The organism is Halomonas sp. LMYGS-3, from assembly GCF_059509875.1.
Genome location: NZ_JCAKFQ010000001.1, coordinates 56,189 through 75,038, shown reverse-complemented (window position 1 = coordinate 75,038; position 18,850 = coordinate 56,189). Strand labels below are relative to the sequence as shown.

Genomic DNA, 18,850 nt, shown 5'->3' with positions numbered 1-18,850 from the left:
ATTATCCGCGGCAGCGTCGAGCGCGAACCGCGGAAAAGCCCGTCTTTTCGTGCCCATTTGGCGGCATGGCCACCCCGCCCGGGCTGTTAGCCTTGGCGGCACTGCTTCTTCATGACTTCCATTACACCGTGACAGGCGAGGGGCTTCCATGAGTTCACCCGCGATCCAGTCGGCACTGACCCAGATGCAGTCGCTGGCGACCCAGGCCGCCGGCCAGCCACCCAAGGGCCAGCAGGTGGCCACGGCGGTGGGGGCGGGCGGCTTCGCCGGTGAGCTGCAGGCCTCGATACAGCGCATCAATCGCCTGCAGCAGGCGTCGGCGGCCAAGGCCGAGGCCTTCCAGGCCGGCGACCCCGGTGTCGAGCTCAACGACCTGATGGTCGACATGCAGAAGGCCAGCGTGGCCTTCCAGATGGGGGTTCAGGTGCGCAACCGCCTGGTGTCGGCCTACAAGGACGTGATGAACATGCAGGTCTAGTCTTTCCTGCTGCCTCTCATCGCTTGCGACGCAAATACACTCGGGTCGATCCCAGCGTCACACCTCCAGGTCGACCAGCCGCCCCTGCACCTCCTCCAGGCGCTCGGCGATCTTCAGTACCTCGTCGGCGGGAATCTGGCGGATCAGCTCGCCGCTCTCGCGGTCGACGATGCGGGTCACCACCCGCGATTCGTACTCCCCCAGCTCGAACTGCACCCCGTAGTGGCTCATCACCTCGTTGATGCGCTGGATCGGCTCGACCAGCTCGCCCCTGCCCAGCGCCACGCTGCTGCTCTCGGCCCGGGCCAGGGTGCCGCCGGCGGTGGGCAGGTTGGCGAGTACCCGCTCGACCTGCTGGCGTGGCGTCAGGTCGTTGAAGGGCGAGGTCGAGGGTACGGATGTCGCGTCGGTCAGCGGTGAGCTCATGGCCAGCTTCCTCTTCTGGTGCTTGCTGTCGTGATGGGCCGCGCTGGCTCCGGTCACGGCGTTCCTGATAGGTCTCGTCACAAGAGAGTATCGGCGCGTTGAGCCGGGACTTTAGTGCGGATGTCAGCTGCCAATCGGACGGCCACGCTTCACCCGCTGCAGGGCGGCCTTACGGAAGGCCTGCTGCACGACGAGCCGCAGTTCATCATCGTCCCACGGCTTGGTCAGGAACTTGTAGATGGCGCCTTCGTTGATCGCTTCGGTCACCGTCTTCAAGTCGGTGTAGCCGGAGAGCACGATCTGGATCGTCTCGGGGTAGAGGTCCTTGGCCCGGTGGAGGAACTCGGTGCCGCTCATCTCCGGCATGCGTTGGTCACTGATGATCACCTGTACCTCTTCCGTGGCGAGCAACTCGAAGGCCTGCTGGGCCGTGTCGGCGGTCAGGATGTGGTAGCCGTCGCGGCGTAGCACGCGTTTCAGGGCGCGCAGGATATTGGCCTCGTCGTCGAGCAGCAACAGGGTCTGGCCGCCCTGCTCGCCTTCGCGATGTGTTCGCTCCAGTGACCGCGCCTGGTGGTGCTCACCCAGGAAGGGGATCAGGTCCTCCAGGGGCATCGGCCGGGCGAAGTAGTAGCCCTGGAAGGTGTCGCAGAGCTGCTTGCTCAGATAGGCATACTGCGCCTGGGTCTCGACGCCCTCGGCGACGACCTTCAGCTGCAGCCTGGTCGCCATGGAGGCGACCCCCTGGACAATGGCCGCATCGCGTTGATCGCTGATCACGTCCTTGACGAAGGTGCGATCGATCTTGATCTTGTTGATCGGCAGGTGCTTCAGGTAGCTGAGGCTGGAATAGCCGGTGCCGAAGTCATCGATGGCAATGCTGATGCCGTGTCCGCGAAGTTCCCGGAGGATCTCGATGGCGGTTTCGCTGCTCTCCATCAGGATCCCCTCGGTCAGCTCCAGTTCGAGCAGATCGGCATCGAGCTGTGCGGTCTCCAGGGTCTGCAGCACGCCGGCTACGAAGCCGATGCGCTGGAACTGCATCGGCGAGACGTTGACGGCCATGATGAAACGCCCCAGGCCCAGGGCATTGAGGCGCTGGCCGTCGCGGCAGGCCGTGGCCAGCACCCAGTCGCTGATGGGCACGATCTGACCGGTATCCTCGGCAAGGCCGATGAAATCTGCCGGTGAAATGAAGCCTTGCTCCGGGTGGTGCCAGCGTACCAGTGCCTCGACGCCGATGATCTGGCCGCTGGGGCCATGGATCTGGGGCTGATAGTGCAGCTCGAATTGCTGCTCCTCGATGGCCCGCTGCAGGGCATTGCGCAGGGATACCCGCTCACTGACCCTCTGCTTGAGATCGTGGGTGTACCAGTGGGAGGTATTGCGGCCCTGGTGCTTGGCCTTGTACATGGCCAGGGTGGCCTGCTGGAGCAGTTGCATGGAGTGTTCGACGTCGCCGTCGCTGAAGGCGATGCCGATGCTCGCGGTGATGTGCAGCTCGTTGCCGTCTGTCTGGTAGGGGGTCGAGAGACTCGCCAGCAGCCGCTCGACCACCGGCATGACATCACCCTCCTTGGCCAGATCCGGCAGCACCACCACGAACTCGTCCCCCCCGAAACGCGCCACGGTATCGCCGTGGCGCAGCTGCTGCTCGAGCCGTCGCGCGACCTCCACCAGGATACGGTCGCCGATCCCGTGGCCGAGGGTATCGTTGATCGGCGTGAAGCCATCCAGGTCGACGAACAGCACCGCCAGATGGCGCCGGTAACGACTGGCGATCTGGCAGCCCTGTCTCAGGCGATCCTCCAGCAGGGCGCGGTTGGGCAGACCGGTCAGGGCGTCGTGATTGGTGTTGTAGGCGAGTTGGGACTGGTACTCACGCTGCGTGGAGATATCGTTCTGCACCCCGATGAAGTGCGTGACGTCGCCGGTTTCGTCACTCACCGGCGAAATATAGAGGTCGTTCCAGAAGGTGGTGCCGTCGCGGCGATAGTTGCGCACCACCACATGCAGGTCGCGCTTGAGAGCGATGCCTTCCCGCAGGGCCTTGCGGTCTCGTGGTTCGGTATTCTCGCCCTGCAGGAAACGGCAGTTTCGGCCGATGGCTTCTTGCCGCGAGTAACCGGTGATGCGTTCGAAGGCCGGGTTGACGTAGACGATCGGTAGATCCCGCTGCTTGGCATCGGCAATCACGACGCCATTGACGCTCGACTCCACGCTGCGCTCGAGGATGCGCAACTGGCTCTCGGCGCGCTTGCGGTTGGTGATGTCCCGGGCGACCACGTAGATCACTCGCTCGTCGCCCAGGGCGGCGTTGATCTCGACCCAGTGCTCGCGACCCGCGGCATCCCGCACCCGGGCTTCGAGCTCCCGAATCGGATGGCCGTTCCCCAGTTGGTCGATGGCCGTGTCGATGGCAGGGTGATCCTCCTCTCGCACCAGTGCGCTGTAATGGCCGCCCACCAGCCTGTCGGCGGAATAGCCCAGCAGCCTCTCGATGGCGGGATTGATCTGCAGGAAGCGTCCCTCGAGATCGACACGGCAGAACAGCTCCAGCGACAGGGTAAAGAACTGGTCGCGCTGGTGAAGCGCCTCTCGAAGAGTCTGCTGGTAGTCTTTCAGTCGCTGGCGGTGGTGCTCGCCGACACGGTGGAGCCCCAGGCTGGTCATCAGCAGGAGGGTGAATGCCAGCCCGCTGATCAGCAGCAGGGTAGGGAGTACCGAGGAGAGCTTCAGGGTTCGAGCCTCGAGGTGGCTCGACAGCCGCCAGCTCCGCTCGAAGGGCAGGTCGATGAGTCGCTCGCCTGCGGCGAACAGCTCGGATGGGTCAGTGGCAGGCCGGGACGAGAAGAGTCGTTGTGCTCCTTCGTGAATGTGCACGATGAACTTGTCGGTGTCCTGCACGATCTCCCGATGCAGCAGGGTCTCGACATTCAGGCTGGCGATCAGCCAGTGGTCGCCATCGATGGTTGCCAGGGGCAAGGCCAGCGCCACAACCGGATCGCCATCGGGATTCATCATCACGGGGCTCAGCCGTTGGCCATCACCATCGAGCGCCTGGGACAGCCACTCCCGGGGCTGCGGAGGGCGTGTTTCGAACATGACCGGCTGGAAATCGCTGTTGACGACCCCGAGCAGGTCCAGCGCCGGAAAATCATCGAGGTAACTGCGGGACTCCTGCCGCCAGAGGGCGGGCGAAGGTAATCGGTCGAGCGTTTCCCAGCGGTTTGCCTGACGCTGTATCAGCTTTACATGGTCCTCCAGGGCGTGCTCGGCCGATGACTGTGCCTGCGCGAGCACCAGGTGGCTCTTCTCGGCGAGACTCTCCAGCTTCTGTTGACTGAACAGCAGCCAGCCCCCAGTGGAGAGCAAGGCGCCCAGCACTCCTGCCATCAGTGCCAGGTGTGCCGGCATGGCGTCGCGAGCCGGCGAGGCCTGCCGCGGCACCGGCACCGCGAGTCCGCTGGCGAGAACGAAGAGGCTGGCGATGCTGCCGGCATGAGGATGGATAAAGGGGTGTTCGAACGCCCCGGGCAACGCCACGTCCGGTAGCCAGCCTGCGAGCAGCAAGGCGGCACCGGTCAGCACCAGGAGCCGCCCCAGGATAAGCGAAAGACGCCTGGCCTTATCGCCAGACGCTCCGCTCAACAGCAGGCTCAGCGCCTGCAGCACGAAGAGGGCCGCCATGCCGGTCCCCGTGACGGCATAGCCGGTGAGCAGGGATATCGCCGGTTGGCTGCCACCGGCGACGAGGTTATGCGCCACGCCGTAGATGCCCATTGCCAGCAGCGCCGATGCCCAGCCGCGGCTCCAGGCAAGGGCGCCTCGCAGGCCGCTCAGCAGGGCCAGCCCGAACAGGCCCAACGCCAGGGCGCTGTCGGGCATGATCACTAGCTGGATGTCCAGTGACGGCTCCCACTGCATCAAGCCTTCCAGCAGGCCGAGCCCCCCGAGCGACAGGCAGGCGAGGGCGAGAAGCACCTTGAAATGCTGGCTGATCAGGGCATGTCGTTTCATTCGTTTTCCACCTGAAGGAGCGATGATGGCGGTCGCTATCATTCCGGGTCGCCATCCGGCAGCGTGACCCAGAGGGTGTAACTGGTGTCCTCGGTCTCCTCGAAACGTACCAGCCGATCGATCAGGCCACGGGTGAGCTGCTTGCCCTCGTTGAGCAGCAGCATGCCGCTTTCGGAATGCAGGTCCCGCACCAGGATCATGCCCGGCTCCAGCCGGCGGGTATCCAGCGACATCACCGACTGGCCGGCCAGGCCCAGGTCCGGTGCCTGCTCGATGCACAGCGTCACGAAGGCCTCACACAAGCGGGGGTCGTAGACGCGTCCGCCGAGTTTTTTCAGCAGTTTCAGGGCGTCGTCCCGCGGCAGCCGCCGCTGCAGGATCATGCCGCGCTGCAGCTCGATGAAGTCCACGGCGAGGCCCAGCAGGCGGGCGCCGTAGGGGATCTCCTCGCCCTTGAGGTGATCCGGGTAGCCACTGCCGTTCCAGCGCTCCCGGTGATGGCGGATGATCCTTGCCGTGTCCTCGAGATAGTCCAGTGCCATCAGCAGACCTTCGCCGGTGACCGGATAGCGCTTGTAGGCTTCGCGATCGGCGGCGAAGAGGCGTTCGGAGGGCGCATTGAGGATCCGGTCGTCCCAGGTCATCTTGCCGAGGTTATAGAGGGCGGCGGCCATCAGCAGGCTGCGCTTGAGTTCCTCGTCGAGTTCGTGGGTCTCGGCGAAGGCCTTCACCAGGTCGCTGACCTGGGCATTGGTCTGAAGGTTGCGTGGCAGTCGCTGATTGATCAACGACGAGAAGACCTGAGTGGCGGTCACATAGCTGCGCTTCAGCTCGCCGTAGGCCAGGTCCAGCATGTCGGCCACTTCCCGCAGCTCGGTGGTGCGGGCGGCCACGCGCTGCTCCAGGCTTTCATTGAGTGCCGCCAACTCCTGGTTCTGCGACAGGGTCAGGGCTTCCAGGCGACGCTGTTCCCGTTCGGCCTGGAGATGGGCCAGGGCCTGGCGCAGGATCTGGCGGAGCTCGTCATCGCTCCAGGGCTTGGCGATGTAACGGTAGAGCTGGCCTTCGTTGATGGCGCGGATCGTCGCCGTCATGTCGGCGTGGCCGGTGAGCATCAGGCGGCGGCAGTCGGGCCACTCCTGCTGGATGCGACTCAGTAGCTCGGCACCATCCATGCCGGGCATGCGGGAATCGGAGACGACCAGGTCAACGGCGGACTCGCGCATGACGGCCAAGGCCTGTTCGCCGTCGGCCGCCGTCAGCACCGTATAGGGCTCGTGGCGCAGGACACGTTTCAGGGCCCGCAGGATGTTCGGTTCGTCGTCCACCAGCAGTACGGTAGCGACAATGGTGTCCTGAAGGGGTGGGGTGTCGGTCAGCAAGACGGCGCGGCCTCCCGGTCATCCTGGGGCTGCCGGATGGGCAGCCAGACGCGGAAGCGGCTGCCCTGGCCTTCTTCGCTGGTCGCCTCGATACGCCCGCCATGCTTCTGCACGATGCTGAACGATAGCGCCAACCCGAGCCCGGTACCCTCGCCGACCGGCTTGGTGGTGAAGAAAGGCTCGAACAACCGCCCGAGGTGTTCGGCCTTGATGCCCTGGCCGGTGTCCTCCACCTCGAACCACACCATGTCGTCCTGCCGCCCGGTACGCACCGTGATGCAGCCGCGCTCCTCGATGGCATGGGCCGCGTTGGTCAGCAGGTTGAGCGCCACCTGGTTGATCTGAGACGGCAGGCACTCCACCTCCGGCAGTTGGCCATAGGCTTTCACTACCTCGGCCTTGTATTTCAACTCGTTGTTGACCAGGTTCAGGGTGGAGTCGAGGCCGCGATGCAGGTCGGCGGCACGGAAGGCCTCCTCGTCGATATGCGAGAAGTCCTTGAGCGCCGTGATGATGGTCGTGACCCGCTCGATACCCTCCTCGGACTCGCCGATCAGCGCCTGGACGTCCTCGCGGATATAGCCGTACTCCAACTTCGTGATCAGCGCCTGCAGCTCCTGGAGCGAAGCGACCTCGCCGGCGGCGTCGATGATGCGCAACAGGTCGTTCACATAGCCGGCCAGCGTCTTGAGGTTGGAGAACACATAGCCGACGGGATTGTTGATCTCGTGGGCCACACCGGCGGCGAGCTGGCCGATGGCGGCCATCTTCTCCGACTGGAGCAGCTGGGTGTTGACCTGTTCCAGGTCGTGGATCAGGTGAGAGGTGCGTGTCATGGTGTCATCCGGCATGGCGGGCCTCCTTGTGGTTCCCTTGTGGCGTGCCCTCATCGTGGAGGCTGTCCCGGCCGAGTCAGGTGGTGGCGGGGCGCAAGGCGCCTGTGACTCCTATCGGCCGGTTGCGCCTCGGCTTTAGTCGAGTGGCCCCGGGCCGATGACCCTCAGGACATCGCCGGTGGTGATGACTCCCCGGGTCACCTTGTCATGGGCATCGTCGAGCAGGGTGGCATTCGATGCCTCCCTGGCCAGCGACTGGAGCACCCAGGGGTTGGGATCACTGGCGATGGCGCGGCGTAGCTCGTCCGTCACCAGGACGGCCTCGTGGATGCCGATCCGGCCCTGGAACCCCTGCCGGCAGTGGTGGCAGCCCTTGGCGCGGTAGACGAGAGGAGGCGGTTGGGTGAACGGCCCTCCCAGGGCGTGGCACGCCTCGAGGTCGGCGGTCGATGCTTCGAGGCGGACAGGCTCGCGGCAGTGGGGGCACAGCTTTCTGGCCAGGCGCTGCAGCACGATGGTGCCGAGCCCGGAGGCGATCTCATGGGTGCTCGCCCGGCAGGCCAGCAAGCGCGAGAACACATCGGCGATCGAGATGGCCCGCATGGCCGTCAGGACTTTGCCATCGGCGATGGCGGTGCGCAATGCCTTGGCGAGAACCTCATTGTCCTGCTGGTCGTCGAGCAGGATCGCTTCGGCGCCCTGGGCGATGGCGGCATCGAGGATGCCCGTGGCGTTCCTGGCGGTGTCATGGCCGAGCCGCTGGGGTGACGCGATGGTGACGTGGTGACCGCCGGCCAGGGTCTCGTGCTTCAGCAGGGCATGCAGGAGCGTGGATTTCCCGCTGTCGGGCGGCCCGGCGACCAGGATCATGCCCTGTGGCCGTGCACAGGCATGCACGAGACGCTGCCGGTTGTCCTCCGACAAGCCGAGCGCCTCCAGCGCCGGGATCGGGCGATTCCTGGGGGCGAGCCTGATGGCGACCTGCTCGCCGTGGGGCGTCGGGAACATCGAGACGGCCAGGTCCACGATGTGCATCGGGGTCTTGACCGTCAGGTGCCCCTGCTGGGGGGCGTGCTGTTCGGCAACATCCAGCTCGGCCATGACCTTGATCCTCGAGACCACCGCCACGAGCAGGCTCGAGGGTATCTGGATCGTGTCCTGCAGCAGGCCATGGACGCGATAGCGAACCGCCACGCTCTCCAGCCGTGGCTGGAGGTACACCTCCCGGGCCCCGAGGTTCAGCGCCTCGAGGAGGATGGCGTTGACCAGGCGGACCGCAGGCGGGTCGACGGAGCTGTCGAGGATCGCCTCGAGCCCTTCGCCGCCGCCTCGGTCATCGAGCAGGATCTCGATATCCTCGAAGGGGTCCTCGGCGGCCGCCGGCTCTGGTACCTCCTGCAACCCGCCATGGCGGTCGTGCGCCTCCTGCAGCGTGCTCGCCAGCTGGTCCATTTCGCACAACAAGGGGCGGACCCGGTGGCCGGTGGTGACGGCAATCGCCTCGATCAGGCCCATGTCCAGAGGGTCGGCCATGGCCAGGTCCAGCCGGCCATCCACCAGCCGTGCCGGCAGCACCCATTGGTGCTCGCAGGTGGCCAGCGCGATGAGCGCGAACAGTCCGGGGTCGAGATCCACCTCCCTGAGATCGATCTCCTCGCAGAGCTTCTCGTCGCGCAGCAGGGCGTACACCTGCCCGGCAGTGGCCCATTCATGCTTCACGATGGCGTGAATGGCAGGCACCCGGGATGCGTGCATCTCCTTGTGCAGGTGCTGAAGCTGGCGGGCATTGAGCAGGCCCTTGCCATGCAGGAAGCGCGGCAACTGGTTGCGCTGCGCCACACTCACCTCGGCCAGCGACGGACTCACCGAGGGGGCGGAGCTCGACAGGCCCGATGAGGTGCGCTGGCGGCGGCGCGCCTCGTACTGTTCCAGGGCCAGTGCCACCGTCAGCCTCAGGTCATCGTCGTTCCATGGCTTGAGGTTGAAGCGGTAGACGGCGCCGTCCTTCATCGAGCCCATGACCACGTCGGAGTTGGCGTAGCCCGTCAGCATGATGCGCAGGGTCTGCGGCCAGCGCTCGCGCACGATCCTCAGCAGCTCGTTGCCATCCATGCCGGGCATCTTGAAGTCGCTGATGATCACCTCGACGCCGTTCTCTTCCAGTATCGTCAGGGCCCGCTCGGCGCTGTCGGCAAACAGCAGCGTGTAGTTCTCGCGGTGAAAGACCCGTCGCAGGGCCGACAGGATGCCGGGGTCGTCGTCGACGAACAGCAGATGATAGGGTCGAGCGGGATCGGCCGAGGACGCCGGCGCATCGCCCGTGAACAGGGTGCTGTAGCGGCGGCTCATGGGCGCTCCCGATCGGCCGGAAACGACAGCCTGAGCCGCGTGCCTTGGCCTGCCCGGCTGCTCAGGTCGACCCGCCCGTGGTGAGCCTCGACGACGTCGCGGATGACGCAGAGCCCGAGGCCAGTGCCCTTGCCCACCTCTCGGGTGGTGAAGAACGGCTCGAAGGCGCGTGACCGTGTCTCTTCCCCCATGCCGTGGCCTGCGTCGGCGATGCACGCCTCCACCATGTCGTCGGCTCGCCGGGTGGTAACGGTGACCGTACCTCCGCTACCTAGCGCGTGGACCGCGTTGTCGAGCGCGTTGTAGAGCGCCTGGGCGATCTTCGCCGGGTAGCCGGTGAGCCGGGGGATGTCGCCGAGCTCGAGGTCGACGGTCAGTTCATGGCGGTATTCGGCCTGAATCAGGTTGACCGTGGTGACGATCAGCGCGTTGAGATCGAAATCGTGGCAGTCCGCCCGGTCGATGTTGGCGAAGGTGCGGATGTCGCGGACGATCCGGGCGATGCGCTCGGCGCCTGCCCGGGACTCTTCCAGCAGGTCGTGGAAATCGGCGAGGGTCTCGTGCAGCCGGGCGTTATTCTTCACGGCCTCCTCGATCTCTTCCAGGTACTCGCTGGCGATCCCCAGGTTGCTGGTGATGAAACCGATCGGCGTGTTGATCTCGTGCGCCATGCCGGCGGCCAGCTGGCCGACGGCGCGCAGCCGGGCGCTCTCGTAGAGCTCCTGCTGCGATGTCTCGATCAGCCTGACCTGGGCCTCGACCCGCTGCTGCAGGGTTGCCGAGAGCTGCCGGTAGCGGGCCTCCGATGCCTGGAGCTCGCGGTGCTGTCGCTGCAGCTCCTGGTAGGCCGAGTCGGCGGCCTCGTGATGGAGGTTCGCGGCCAATCGGTACTTGCCGGCATGGAAGAGGATCAGCCCCACCAGCTCGGCAGCCGCCTGTTGCCGGGGCACCGGCAGGTCGGCCTGCAATCGCGCCACGGGGTCCAGGTTGAATTCGACCAGTACCCCGCGGCCAGTCTCCGGCGGCGTGAGGGCAATCTCGGCCTCGCATAGCCGGGAGAGCAGCGCCAGGGTCCTGTCCAGCTGTGCCGGCGTCAGCAGCTCGTCGAGCGTCAGATCGTCGCTGTCGCGGTGCATGTCAGGGCTCCTGTGTGCCGATCAGATGCTGGAGGAAGGTGGCCTCGTCGATGCCATGCTCGGCCAGCAGTGCGTGTTCGCGGTCGACGGAGGGATAGAGCCGGATCAGCAGTTGTTGCAGGCTGTCGACGACGCCTTGGCCCTTCAGGGCGCTTGCCAGCGTCAGGGGCCACCACGGGGTGCCGGACCAGCGCCGCTCCAGGGTCGCCTCGTCCACGACCCGCGAGAGATCCCGCTTGTTGAACTGAATCGTCAACGGGATTCGCTCGATATCCAGGCCCACCTTGAGCAGGTTGCCGGCCAGGTTCTCGAACGAGATGGCGTTGTTCTCCTGCTGGTTGAGCTGGGAGTCGGCGACGAAGACGATGCCATCGGCGCGTGACAGCACGGCCTTGCGGGTACTGTCGTGCTGGACCTGCCCCGGCACCGTATAGAGCTTGAGGCGCAAATCCAGACCACTCTCGTGCCTGAAGCCGATGGGCAGCATGTCGAAGAACAGGGTGCGGTCGTCACGGGTCTCCATGACCATCAGCTCGCCCTTGCGCTGCGGGCTCAGGTGGGCGTGCAACTGCAAGAGATTAGTCGTCTTGCCGCTCATGGCGGGTCCGTAATAGACGATCTTCAGCGATGGCTTGCTGGTGCTTCTGTCGTGGTCATCCATCTGGCAATCAGCTCGTGTTTTCCATGTTGGCGAGGCGGTCCAGTGCCTGGTTGAGCCTGCCGACGATGTCCCTGTCCGTTGTCGTGGGGAAGGTTTCCATGCGGGTCATCGCGGTGTCCTCTCCTGTGGGTCTGCCATCCGGGGATCGCGTTTATTATTGGTCCCCTGGCTATCGGCCCGTGGCGCGGCATCTTTAATCCTCCCCTGGTCGAGTGGCATCAAGCTCTATCCCGTTTGGCCGATTGACTGTCAGGTGGTGGCCGGGCAAGCGGCCGGCCTGGGCGGACGGCGGCGTCGCCGGGCGGCCGCCCAGGCGCTACACTCGGTGCAAACGGTCGTTTCCCTGCCGGGAACGCCACATCCCACACAGAGAGAGACATGAGCCAGGACCCCGGTAACACCCCGATCGTCGCACGGGCCAACCGGCCGCGGCTCACACTGGGCGAGCAGGAGAAGCTGATCCACGCACGCGATCGGGCGCTGTCCGAGTCGCGCCAGAACCTGCAACTCGCCGAGCGGATCATCGGCGCCTCCCAGGAGGGGATCGTCATCACCGATGCCGAGACGCGCATCGAGTTCGTCAACCCGGCCTTCACCCACCTCACCGGCTACGAACCGGAGGAGGTGGTCGGCCGCACGCCGGCGGTGCTCTCCTCGGGCCGTCAAGACGCCGCCTTCTACCATGACATGTGGCAGGCGCTGCAGGCCCACGGCTTCTGGCGCGGCGAGATCTGGAACCGGCGCAAGGGTGGCCAGCTTTACCTGGAGCAACTGACCATCACCGCCATCACCGACGACCAGGGCGTGACCCGTCGCTATGTGGGGCTGTTCACCGACATCACCCAGCTGCGCGAGAACGAGAAGCGGGTGCGCCAGCAGGCCTATTATGACGCCCTCACCGGCCTGCCCAACCGCCGCCTGCTGGAGGACCGGCTCGAACTGGCGATTCGTCACGCCCACCGCCAGGACCGGCGCCTGGCGGTGATCTTCATCGACCTGGATCACTTCAAGCAGGTCAACGATAGCCTCGGCCACGCCGTGGGCGACGAACTGCTGCTCAGGGTCGCGGAGCGGCTGGGTCATCGTCTGCGCGAGGACGATACCCTGGCGCGGCTGGGCGGTGACGAGTTCCTCGTGCTGCTGCCCGAGTTCGATGGCCCGGACGAGGTGGCTCGGCTGGCGCGGCGGCTGATCGAGGCGGTCAGCGAGCCCTTCGAGCTGGGTGGGCGCGAGTTTCGTGTCGGCTGCAGCGTGGGCATCAGCCTCTACCCGGACGACGGTACCACCCCCGAGGACCTGGTGCGCAACGCCGACGCCGCCATGCACCGGGCCAAGCAGCAGGGGCGCAACACCTATCGGCTCTACCAGGCCGAGATGCACGTTCGGCATCACCAGCAGCTGGCGCTCGAGACCGCCCTGCGCAATACCGTGGAGAGCGGCGAGGGACTCGAGATGCACTTCCAGCCGCTGATCGAGCACGGTAGCGGCCGCCTGCACTCCGCCGAGGCGCTGCTGCGCTGGACCCACCCCGACTTCGGCGCCGTCCCGCCGAGCGAGTTCATCCCCCTGGCCGAGCGCTCGGGGCTCATCGTGCCGCTGGGCGACCGGGTGCTGGAGCGGGTGTGCCGCCAGCTGGCCGACTGGCGGCGGGCGGGGCTCGTGCCGGTGCCGGTGGCGATCAACCTGGCCGCCCAGCAGTTCATGCGGCCCGGGCTGGTAGCGGGGATCCGCGCGCACCTGGCGGCCCACGACCTGCCGGGCCACCTGCTCGGTTTCGAGCTCACCGAGAGCACCCTGATGGAGCGAAGCCCCCAGGCGCTGGAGACCCTCGAGGGCCTGGGCGCCATCTCCGGCCACGTGGCCATCGACGACTTCGGCACCGGCTACTCGTCGCTGAGCTACCTGCACGAGCTGCCGGTCAGCACCCTCAAGATCGATCGCAGCTTCATCCAGGGGCTGGGCGAGACGCGCCACAGCGGCGCTATCGTCGCCGCGGTCAGCGGCATGGCCCGCGAGCTGGGCCTGCGCGTGGTCGCCGAGGGCGTGGAGACCGAGGCCCAGCGCCAGGCGCTGGCCCGCTTCGACATCGACCTGATCCAGGGCTACCTCACCGGCCGCCCGGTCGATGCCGCCGAGTTCGAACGGCGGTGGCTGCGGCCTCCGATGGCGCGAGAGGACGCCACCGCCGGGGACTGAGCCGGCATCCATGGCCAGCCGGTTACGGCCATGGATGCCCAACTGGGCCGCGACTGACCGCAGCCGGTGATCCAGCCTTCGTGGGAGTGCGGCTCCGCCGCGCGATTGGCGCCGTCAGGCGCCCGATCGGTCTGGCCGCGACCCGGAGCTTCCTCTGACAGGCAGCCTTTACCACCCTTCCTTCCCCATTTACACAAAAATTGCGCATCCTCCCTAAAGTCCCGCTCAAGGGTGCCGTTAAACAGGGTAACGGCCAACGGCGCCGTTGCGGCAGGCCCGAGATGCTGGGCCAGGAAACTGAAAGGTTCAGTGGGCCCGCCAATGGAGCCCTCAACACAGGAAGGAAATCACCATGTCAGTGATCAATACCAACATCACTTCCATGATTGGCCAGTCCAATCTGAACAAGTCGCAGAATGCCCTGCAGACCTCCATGGAGCGGCTCTCCTCCGGCCTGCGCATCAACAGCGCCAAGGACGACGCCGCCGGTCAGGCTATCGCCAACCGCATGAGCTCGCAGATCAACGGTCTGGCTCAGGCGCAGCGTAATGCCAATGATGGTATCTCCGTTTCCCAGACTGCGGAAGGTGCGCTGAACCAGATCAACGACAACGTTCAGCGTATTCGTGAACTGACCGTTCAGGCCCAGAACGACACCAACTCTGCCGACGACCTGCAGTCCATTCAGGACGAGATCGGCCAGCGTCTCGAAGAGATCGACCGTATCTCGGCCGAGACCAGTTTCAACGGCGTGGACGTGCTGGCGTCTGATCGTGGCCTGCAGATTCAGGTTGGTGCCAATGACGGCCAAACCATTACCGTCAACCTGCAGGAAATCACTTCCGATACGCTGAAGCTCAATAGTTTCGATGTCACTAAGGGTGTAGTGTTGACTGACACTCTTGGCGCTGCTTTAGAGAATGGCGACACTGTTACCACGACAGGTGATGTGAGCGCCTACACCCGTACCGATGCCGACTCCGGCGGCGATGGTGCTGTTGCTACTGATGGTGCGTTGTATCAGGACGACGATGGCAACTACTTCGTCAGTGATGGAACTGACTTCTTTGCGGCCACTATCGATCATACTACTGGCGATATCGCGTATGACGGTGACACTGTTGCTACCCCGACAGGTACCCCTGCCACCGTTGACCAGACATCAGTGGAAGGATCGGCAACCCTCTCTGGTCTCGCAGCGGATGAAAGTCTGCACGAAATCCAAGATAAGGATGGCAACGGCACTGGTGAGTATGTAATCAAAGGCACTGATGCCGACGGCAACGTGATCTATAATGCTGCTACCCTTGATACTGATGGTTCCGTGACCAAGGGCGACGAACTGCAAGCCGATCCGCTGGCATCTCTTGACTCCGCCTTGAACCAGATCGATAGCCTGCGCTCCGAGCTGGGTGCCGTGCAGAACCGTTTCGAGGATGCCATCACCAACCTCAACACCAACGAAACCAACCTCGCTGCCGCCCGTTCGCGCATCGAAGATGCCGATTACGCTGTGGAAGTCGCCAACATGACCCGCGCGCAGATCCTTCAGCAGGCCGGCACTTCCGTCCTGGCGCAGGCCAACCAGGTGCCGCAGAACGTGCTGTCGCTGCTGGGTTAAGGTTGAGTTATCTTTCCCTTGGCACTGCCATCGAACCGGCTCCTTTCGAGGGGCCGGTTTTCTGTCTTCATGGCGCCGATACCGGAGTGAACCATGACCGACGCCGAGTACCAGAAGGTGATCGACGAGCTGGAAAGGCTCATCGTCGACACCCGTGGCACGATGGAGCGCTTCGAGGCTACCGGCATGGATACCGAGATGGCGGAGGAGTACGAGACGCTTCACGAGATCCTGGACAAGGCCGTGAAGGAGCAGCGTGCCCATGCCCTGGCGATGCTGGCCGGGGATGGCACCATGGCCGGGTCATTCGTGCCGCCAAGCCCGCCATGCCCACCATCGACGTGATCATCGAACTCTCCCACGACGCGTGCCTGGCCCACTACGAGGGGCGGGTGGGGCAGGTGCATACCCGCAGCCTGGACGGGCGACGGGTGATCTTTCCCGCCGAGGCGCTGCGCCGGGTGGTGACCCGCGACGGGGTGCACGGTACCTTCCGCCTGACCTTCTCCGAGGAGGGGCGCTTCGAGTCCATCCGGCCGCTCGCCTGATGCCTCGATTCAAGGCCCGGATTTACGTGCCCCCTTCGGGTGCCGGTGGCTTGAGGAAACGCCGCTCAGGACCTCGCGACGGCATCCAGCAGGGTTCTGGCGCGGGTGGCGGCCGCGAGATGGCCGTCATTGACCTGTGACCGCGAGAAGAGGGTCCGGTGGGACGTGCTCCCGGTCTCGTGCGCCGTGACAACCCGGAGCACGCTCCCCCAACGGCCCTCACCGTGCAGCAGCGCCGCCTTCGCGGTCTCGGCCAGCGGGATCTCTTGCAGCACCTCGCTGAGCGGCATGCCGAGCATGGGCTCCATCATCGAGAAGAGGCCGATGGTGAAGCCCTCGGCGGGGTCCAGGCCGGCGACATGCGGGGCGAGCTGCTCGCACATGAAGGCGCGGGTCAGGGCCTGTAGCAGGGCCAACTGGCAGACCGGACCGTTGCGAGCCAGCACGAGGATGGTGATCAGGGTGCGGATCTCGCGCATGCCCAGCAGGTTGATGCACTGGATGAGGTTGCTGGCGCACTTGCCGGTATGGAAGGCGGGGCTGTTGGCGCGCTTGAAGACGGCGGCCACCAGATACGGGTCCTGACTCAACAGCTCGGCCACCTCCCGGGCCTGGAAGTCGTCGCGGAAGGTGTGTGCCAGCAGCTTCAGTCGCGCCCCCTGGTTGGCGGAGCGCTTGGGGTGGTGGTCCTGGAGCACCTGGGGTCGCGAGAAGAAGTACCCCTGGAACAGGCTGAAGCCCAGCTCGCGATAGGTGTCGAACTCCTGATGGGTCTCGACCCGCTCTGCCAGGAGGGTGACCCCGCTGCGTCGCAGCAGCTCGAGCGCCTGGGCATCCGGGGGCTGGGTGATGTCGACCTTGACGATGTCGGCCACCTCGATCAGTTCGGCATTCTCTTCGCCCAGCACGAAGTCGTCCAGGGCGATGCGATAGCCCCGCTGGCGGAAGTGTCGTGCCGCTTTCAGTACCTCGGGGCTGGCCACGACATCCTCGAGGATCTCGATCACCACCCGGTAGGGCGGCAGGGGGGCCAGGTCGGGGTTGAGCAGCCACTCTCGGGAGGCGTTGATGAAGAGCTGACGCTCGGTACTCAACTTCTCGATGCCCACTTCGTAGAAGGCCACTGCACAGGCCCTGGCGGTGGCTTCGGTGGCATCCTCGATCACCGCGGATTGGCTGTCGGGGGTCAGGCGGTAGAGGAGTTCATCGGCGACATGCGCCATCTGGGCGTTGCAGATGGGTTGAACGGCGATGGTATAGCCATCGTCCTGTTGGCTGGCGGGGGCCTGCAACATACTGGGGCTCCTGCTTCCCATGAAGAGTCACCGGGTAGACCGTTTCCGCCCCGCACCGGATACAGGCAAAGCATAGTGTGTGGGGCTGTCATGCCACAATGCCTTCTGGCAACGCTGCCACCGGCTCAAGTTCCCGCCGCGTTGGCCGATGGTAGGTGAGGACCGATCTCTGTTCGGCAAGATTGGACTCGTTACATGGGGCAGGTAGGGGCGGGGATGACACCACGGCAGAAGAGCTTTACCCGGGTCGAGAGCCCGGCGGAGATCGAGGCGCTGCTCGAGGCGCTGAGCGAGCCGGGCGGCGCCTCCCTGCAGCTCGACTCGCCGGACGGCAAGCCGCTGCCGGTGCTGGTCGCGGCGCAGCAGCCGGGCGATCACCTGCGGCTCGACATCAGCGCCATCCGCGAGGTCGCCGGGGCACTCAAGCGGGGCCAGCCCTTTCGCCTGCTGGGCCGGGCGCGCGACAAGATGCTGCGCACCCCGCCGCTGGTGATGAGCGAGTGCGTCGAAGCGGAGGGGCGCCTGCAGTGCCGGTGCCCCTATCCGCTCAGCCTGGACGTCCTGCAGCGACGCGAATCCTTCCGGGCCCGGCTGCGGCTGGGCATGGAGGTGGGGGCCATCCTGCGCGGCGGCGAGGGGGAGGCGCCGATCCAGGGCGACCTCAAGGACCTGTCGCTCGAGGGCTGCCAGCTGGAGCTGCCCCTCGGGGCGGCGAGCCGGCTGGCCTCGGCCCTGCCGCTGGAGATCGAGCTCTGCTTTCCCAACGGCACCCGCTTCGTGATCCGGGCGAACCCGCGTCATCACGTGGCCGATGCCGAGCGCCAGGCGGTGCGCGCCGGGTTCCAGTTCGTGCCGCCCAGCGGGGCCCAGGAGCGGCAGTTGTGGTTCTTCGTGCGCGAGATCGAGCGCGAGGCGGTCCGCCAGTCCAGCGAGGCCGACGTCACCCTGCAGCCGTCGCCGCTGTTCCAGGCCGAGGACTCGGCGTCGCCGCCGGTGGGGCGGCGCAATGTGCGGGCGTATGCCACGCCCATGGCCAGGCGGCTGGCCAGGGTGGCCGGCTATCTGGATGCCCAGCTCCTCGAGCTTCAGCAGGGCCGTTCACTGGGTTCGGTGCCGCTGTCGCGCCATGCCGATCGGCTGCTGGCGCTGCACGCGGAGGATCGCGAGGGAGTGCTCTTCGCCACCCGCTGCCTGCGGCATGAAACCGCGATGGTGCGTCATGGCCTCGCCGTGGCGGTGCACCTGCTCGACCTCGCCGCGACCGTCGCCATGCCCCGCGACGTGCGCAAGGCGATGGCCGCCTGCGCCATGGTGCATGACCTGGGCAAGGCCCTGCTGCCGAACACGTTGCTCGAGGCGACCCGGCTCGATGGGGACCGGCGGACGGAGCTGCACGCGCATGTGGCGCTGTTGCGGCCGCGCCTCGAGCCTTGCCAATGGCTCGCCGGCGGCGTGGTGGAGGCCGTGGTGGAGCGCATCAACGAACGCCTCGACGGCAGCGGTTATCCCGCTGGACTGGAGGGGGATCGGCTTCACGAGCTGACGCGCCTGGCCATGGTGGTGGACGTGGTGGAGGCCATGCGCCGCGATCGGCCGGATCGCCCCGCCTGGAGCATCGCCGCGATCTATCGTCACCTCCTCGGCCATCCCGCGCGCTTCGACCCGCGCTGGGTAAAGCGCTACATCCGCCACTTCGGCCTGCTGCCGATCGGCTCGCTGGTGCGCTACGCGGGTGGCGAGCTGGCCTGGGTCCAGGGACTGGACGCGCGCGGGCAGCCGGCCCGGGTACAGCTCGCCGGGGACGCCGTGCCCCCGGGCGAGTCGCTCGGCGAGGTGCTGCAGGGCGAGCGGCTGGCGCGGCTGGGCAAGCCGGTTGGTGAGGTGCCGGTTTCCACCTAAGCC

At 65.9% G+C, this 18,850-nt stretch carries 14 protein-coding genes; 6 read left to right on the top strand and 8 right to left on the bottom strand.

Going from position 1 to position 18,850, the window contains the following annotated elements; all coding sequences use genetic code 11:
• Positions 1 to 148: 148 nt before the first annotated feature.
• Complete coding sequence (fliE, locus tag AC5W54_RS00345) at positions 149 to 478, top strand: flagellar hook-basal body complex protein FliE (protein WP_495960078.1); 330 nt, start codon at positions 149 to 151, stop codon at positions 476 to 478.
• A 57-nt stretch (positions 479 to 535) separates the two neighbouring features.
• Here fliE and AC5W54_RS00340 read toward each other — a convergent pair whose 3' ends face one another.
• From AC5W54_RS00340 to AC5W54_RS00310, 7 genes are all read right to left on the bottom strand, one after another.
• Positions 536 to 904, bottom strand: a complete 369-nt coding sequence (locus AC5W54_RS00340) for a flagellar protein FlaG (protein WP_495960077.1) — start codon at positions 902 to 904, stop codon at positions 536 to 538.
• Between the two features lie 123 nt (positions 905 to 1,027).
• A complete protein-coding gene (locus tag AC5W54_RS00335; RefSeq protein ID WP_495960076.1) occupies positions 1,028 to 4,924 on the bottom strand; it encodes an EAL domain-containing protein in 3,897 nt (1,298 codons plus the stop codon).
• 38 nt (positions 4,925 to 4,962) lie between these two features.
• Complete coding sequence (gene nosR, locus AC5W54_RS00330; RefSeq protein ID WP_495960075.1) at positions 4,963 to 6,306, bottom strand: response regulator c-di-GMP phosphodiesterase, NosR family; 1,344 nt, start codon at positions 6,304 to 6,306, stop codon at positions 4,963 to 4,965.
• The gene (locus AC5W54_RS00325; protein ID WP_495960074.1) at positions 6,300 to 7,157 is read right to left on the bottom strand and encodes an ATP-binding protein; all 858 of its coding nucleotides are present in this window, start codon (positions 7,155 to 7,157) and stop codon (positions 6,300 to 6,302) included. Before AC5W54_RS00325 ends, nosR begins: the two co-directional genes overlap by 7 nt.
• Before the next feature lie 120 nt (positions 7,158 to 7,277).
• Positions 7,278 to 9,491 (bottom strand): ATPase, T2SS/T4P/T4SS family, encoded by a 2,214-nt coding sequence (locus tag AC5W54_RS00320; RefSeq protein ID WP_495960073.1) that lies wholly within the window; start codon positions 9,489 to 9,491, stop codon positions 7,278 to 7,280.
• Entirely contained in the window at positions 9,488 to 10,627 is a 1,140-nt protein-coding gene (locus tag AC5W54_RS00315; protein WP_495960072.1) for a sensor histidine kinase, read from the bottom strand. Before AC5W54_RS00315 ends, AC5W54_RS00320 begins: the two co-directional genes overlap by 4 nt.
• Before the next feature lies 1 nt (position 10,628).
• Positions 10,629 to 11,288, bottom strand: coding sequence for a GTP-binding protein (locus AC5W54_RS00310; protein WP_495960071.1), 660 nt, complete (start codon positions 11,286 to 11,288; stop codon positions 10,629 to 10,631).
• Positions 11,289 to 11,666: 378 nt separating this feature from the next.
• Here AC5W54_RS00310 and AC5W54_RS00305 point away from each other — a divergent pair, with 378 nt between their 5' ends.
• The 4 genes from AC5W54_RS00305 to AC5W54_RS00290 all read left to right on the top strand — a co-directional run bounded on the left by AC5W54_RS00305 (position 11,667) and on the right by AC5W54_RS00290 (position 15,653).
• Positions 11,667 to 13,484 (top strand): putative bifunctional diguanylate cyclase/phosphodiesterase, encoded by a 1,818-nt coding sequence (locus AC5W54_RS00305; RefSeq protein WP_495960070.1) that lies wholly within the window; start codon positions 11,667 to 11,669, stop codon positions 13,482 to 13,484.
• Between the two features lie 352 nt (positions 13,485 to 13,836).
• A complete protein-coding gene (locus AC5W54_RS00300) occupies positions 13,837 to 15,105 on the top strand; it encodes a FliC/FljB family flagellin (RefSeq protein ID WP_495960069.1) in 1,269 nt (422 codons plus the stop codon).
• A 93-nt stretch (positions 15,106 to 15,198) separates the two neighbouring features.
• A complete protein-coding gene (locus tag AC5W54_RS00295) occupies positions 15,199 to 15,450 on the top strand; it encodes a hypothetical protein (RefSeq protein WP_495960068.1) in 252 nt (83 codons plus the stop codon).
• Positions 15,432 to 15,653, top strand: a complete 222-nt coding sequence (locus AC5W54_RS00290; protein WP_495960067.1) for a DUF2835 domain-containing protein — start codon at positions 15,432 to 15,434, stop codon at positions 15,651 to 15,653. Before AC5W54_RS00295 ends, AC5W54_RS00290 begins: the two co-directional genes overlap by 19 nt.
• Before the next feature lie 65 nt (positions 15,654 to 15,718).
• On the opposite strand, the gene AC5W54_RS00285 is transcribed toward AC5W54_RS00290, so the two are convergent.
• Positions 15,719 to 16,948: an EAL and HDOD domain-containing protein gene (locus tag AC5W54_RS00285; RefSeq protein ID WP_495960066.1), complete on the bottom strand. Its 1,230-nt coding sequence runs from the start codon at positions 16,946 to 16,948 to the stop codon at positions 15,719 to 15,721.
• A gap of 216 nt (positions 16,949 to 17,164) precedes the next feature.
• On the opposite strand from AC5W54_RS00285, the gene AC5W54_RS00280 reads away from it, so the two are divergent.
• A complete protein-coding gene (locus AC5W54_RS00280) occupies positions 17,165 to 18,847 on the top strand; it encodes an HD domain-containing phosphohydrolase (RefSeq protein ID WP_495960065.1) in 1,683 nt (560 codons plus the stop codon).
• The last annotated feature ends 3 nt before the right edge of the window (positions 18,848 to 18,850 follow it).

Excerpts from the sequence above, each read along its gene's own strand:
- fliE (WP_495960078.1), top strand. The coding sequence starts at position 149 with ATGAGTTCACCCGCGATCCAGTCGGCACTGACCCAGATGCAGTCGCTG.
- AC5W54_RS00340 (WP_495960077.1), bottom strand. The coding sequence starts at position 904 with ATGAGCTCACCGCTGACCGACGCGACATCCGTACCCTCGACCTCGCCC.
- AC5W54_RS00335 (WP_495960076.1), bottom strand. The coding sequence starts at position 4,924 with ATGAAACGACATGCCCTGATCAGCCAGCATTTCAAGGTGCTTCTCGCC.
- AC5W54_RS00325 (WP_495960074.1), bottom strand. The coding sequence starts at position 7,157 with ATGCCGGATGACACCATGACACGCACCTCTCACCTGATCCACGACCTG.
- AC5W54_RS00320 (WP_495960073.1), bottom strand. The coding sequence starts at position 9,491 with ATGAGCCGCCGCTACAGCACCCTGTTCACGGGCGATGCGCCGGCGTCC.
- AC5W54_RS00315 (WP_495960072.1), bottom strand. The coding sequence starts at position 10,627 with ATGCACCGCGACAGCGACGATCTGACGCTCGACGAGCTGCTGACGCCG.
- AC5W54_RS00310 (WP_495960071.1), bottom strand. The coding sequence starts at position 11,288 with ATGGATGACCACGACAGAAGCACCAGCAAGCCATCGCTGAAGATCGTC.
- AC5W54_RS00305 (WP_495960070.1), top strand. The coding sequence starts at position 11,667 with ATGAGCCAGGACCCCGGTAACACCCCGATCGTCGCACGGGCCAACCGG.
- AC5W54_RS00300 (WP_495960069.1), top strand. The coding sequence starts at position 13,837 with ATGTCAGTGATCAATACCAACATCACTTCCATGATTGGCCAGTCCAAT.
- AC5W54_RS00295 (WP_495960068.1), top strand. The coding sequence starts at position 15,199 with ATGACCGACGCCGAGTACCAGAAGGTGATCGACGAGCTGGAAAGGCTC.
- AC5W54_RS00290 (WP_495960067.1), top strand. The coding sequence starts at position 15,432 with ATGCCCACCATCGACGTGATCATCGAACTCTCCCACGACGCGTGCCTG.
- AC5W54_RS00285 (WP_495960066.1), bottom strand. The coding sequence starts at position 16,948 with ATGTTGCAGGCCCCCGCCAGCCAACAGGACGATGGCTATACCATCGCC.
- AC5W54_RS00280 (WP_495960065.1), top strand. The coding sequence starts at position 17,165 with ATGACACCACGGCAGAAGAGCTTTACCCGGGTCGAGAGCCCGGCGGAG.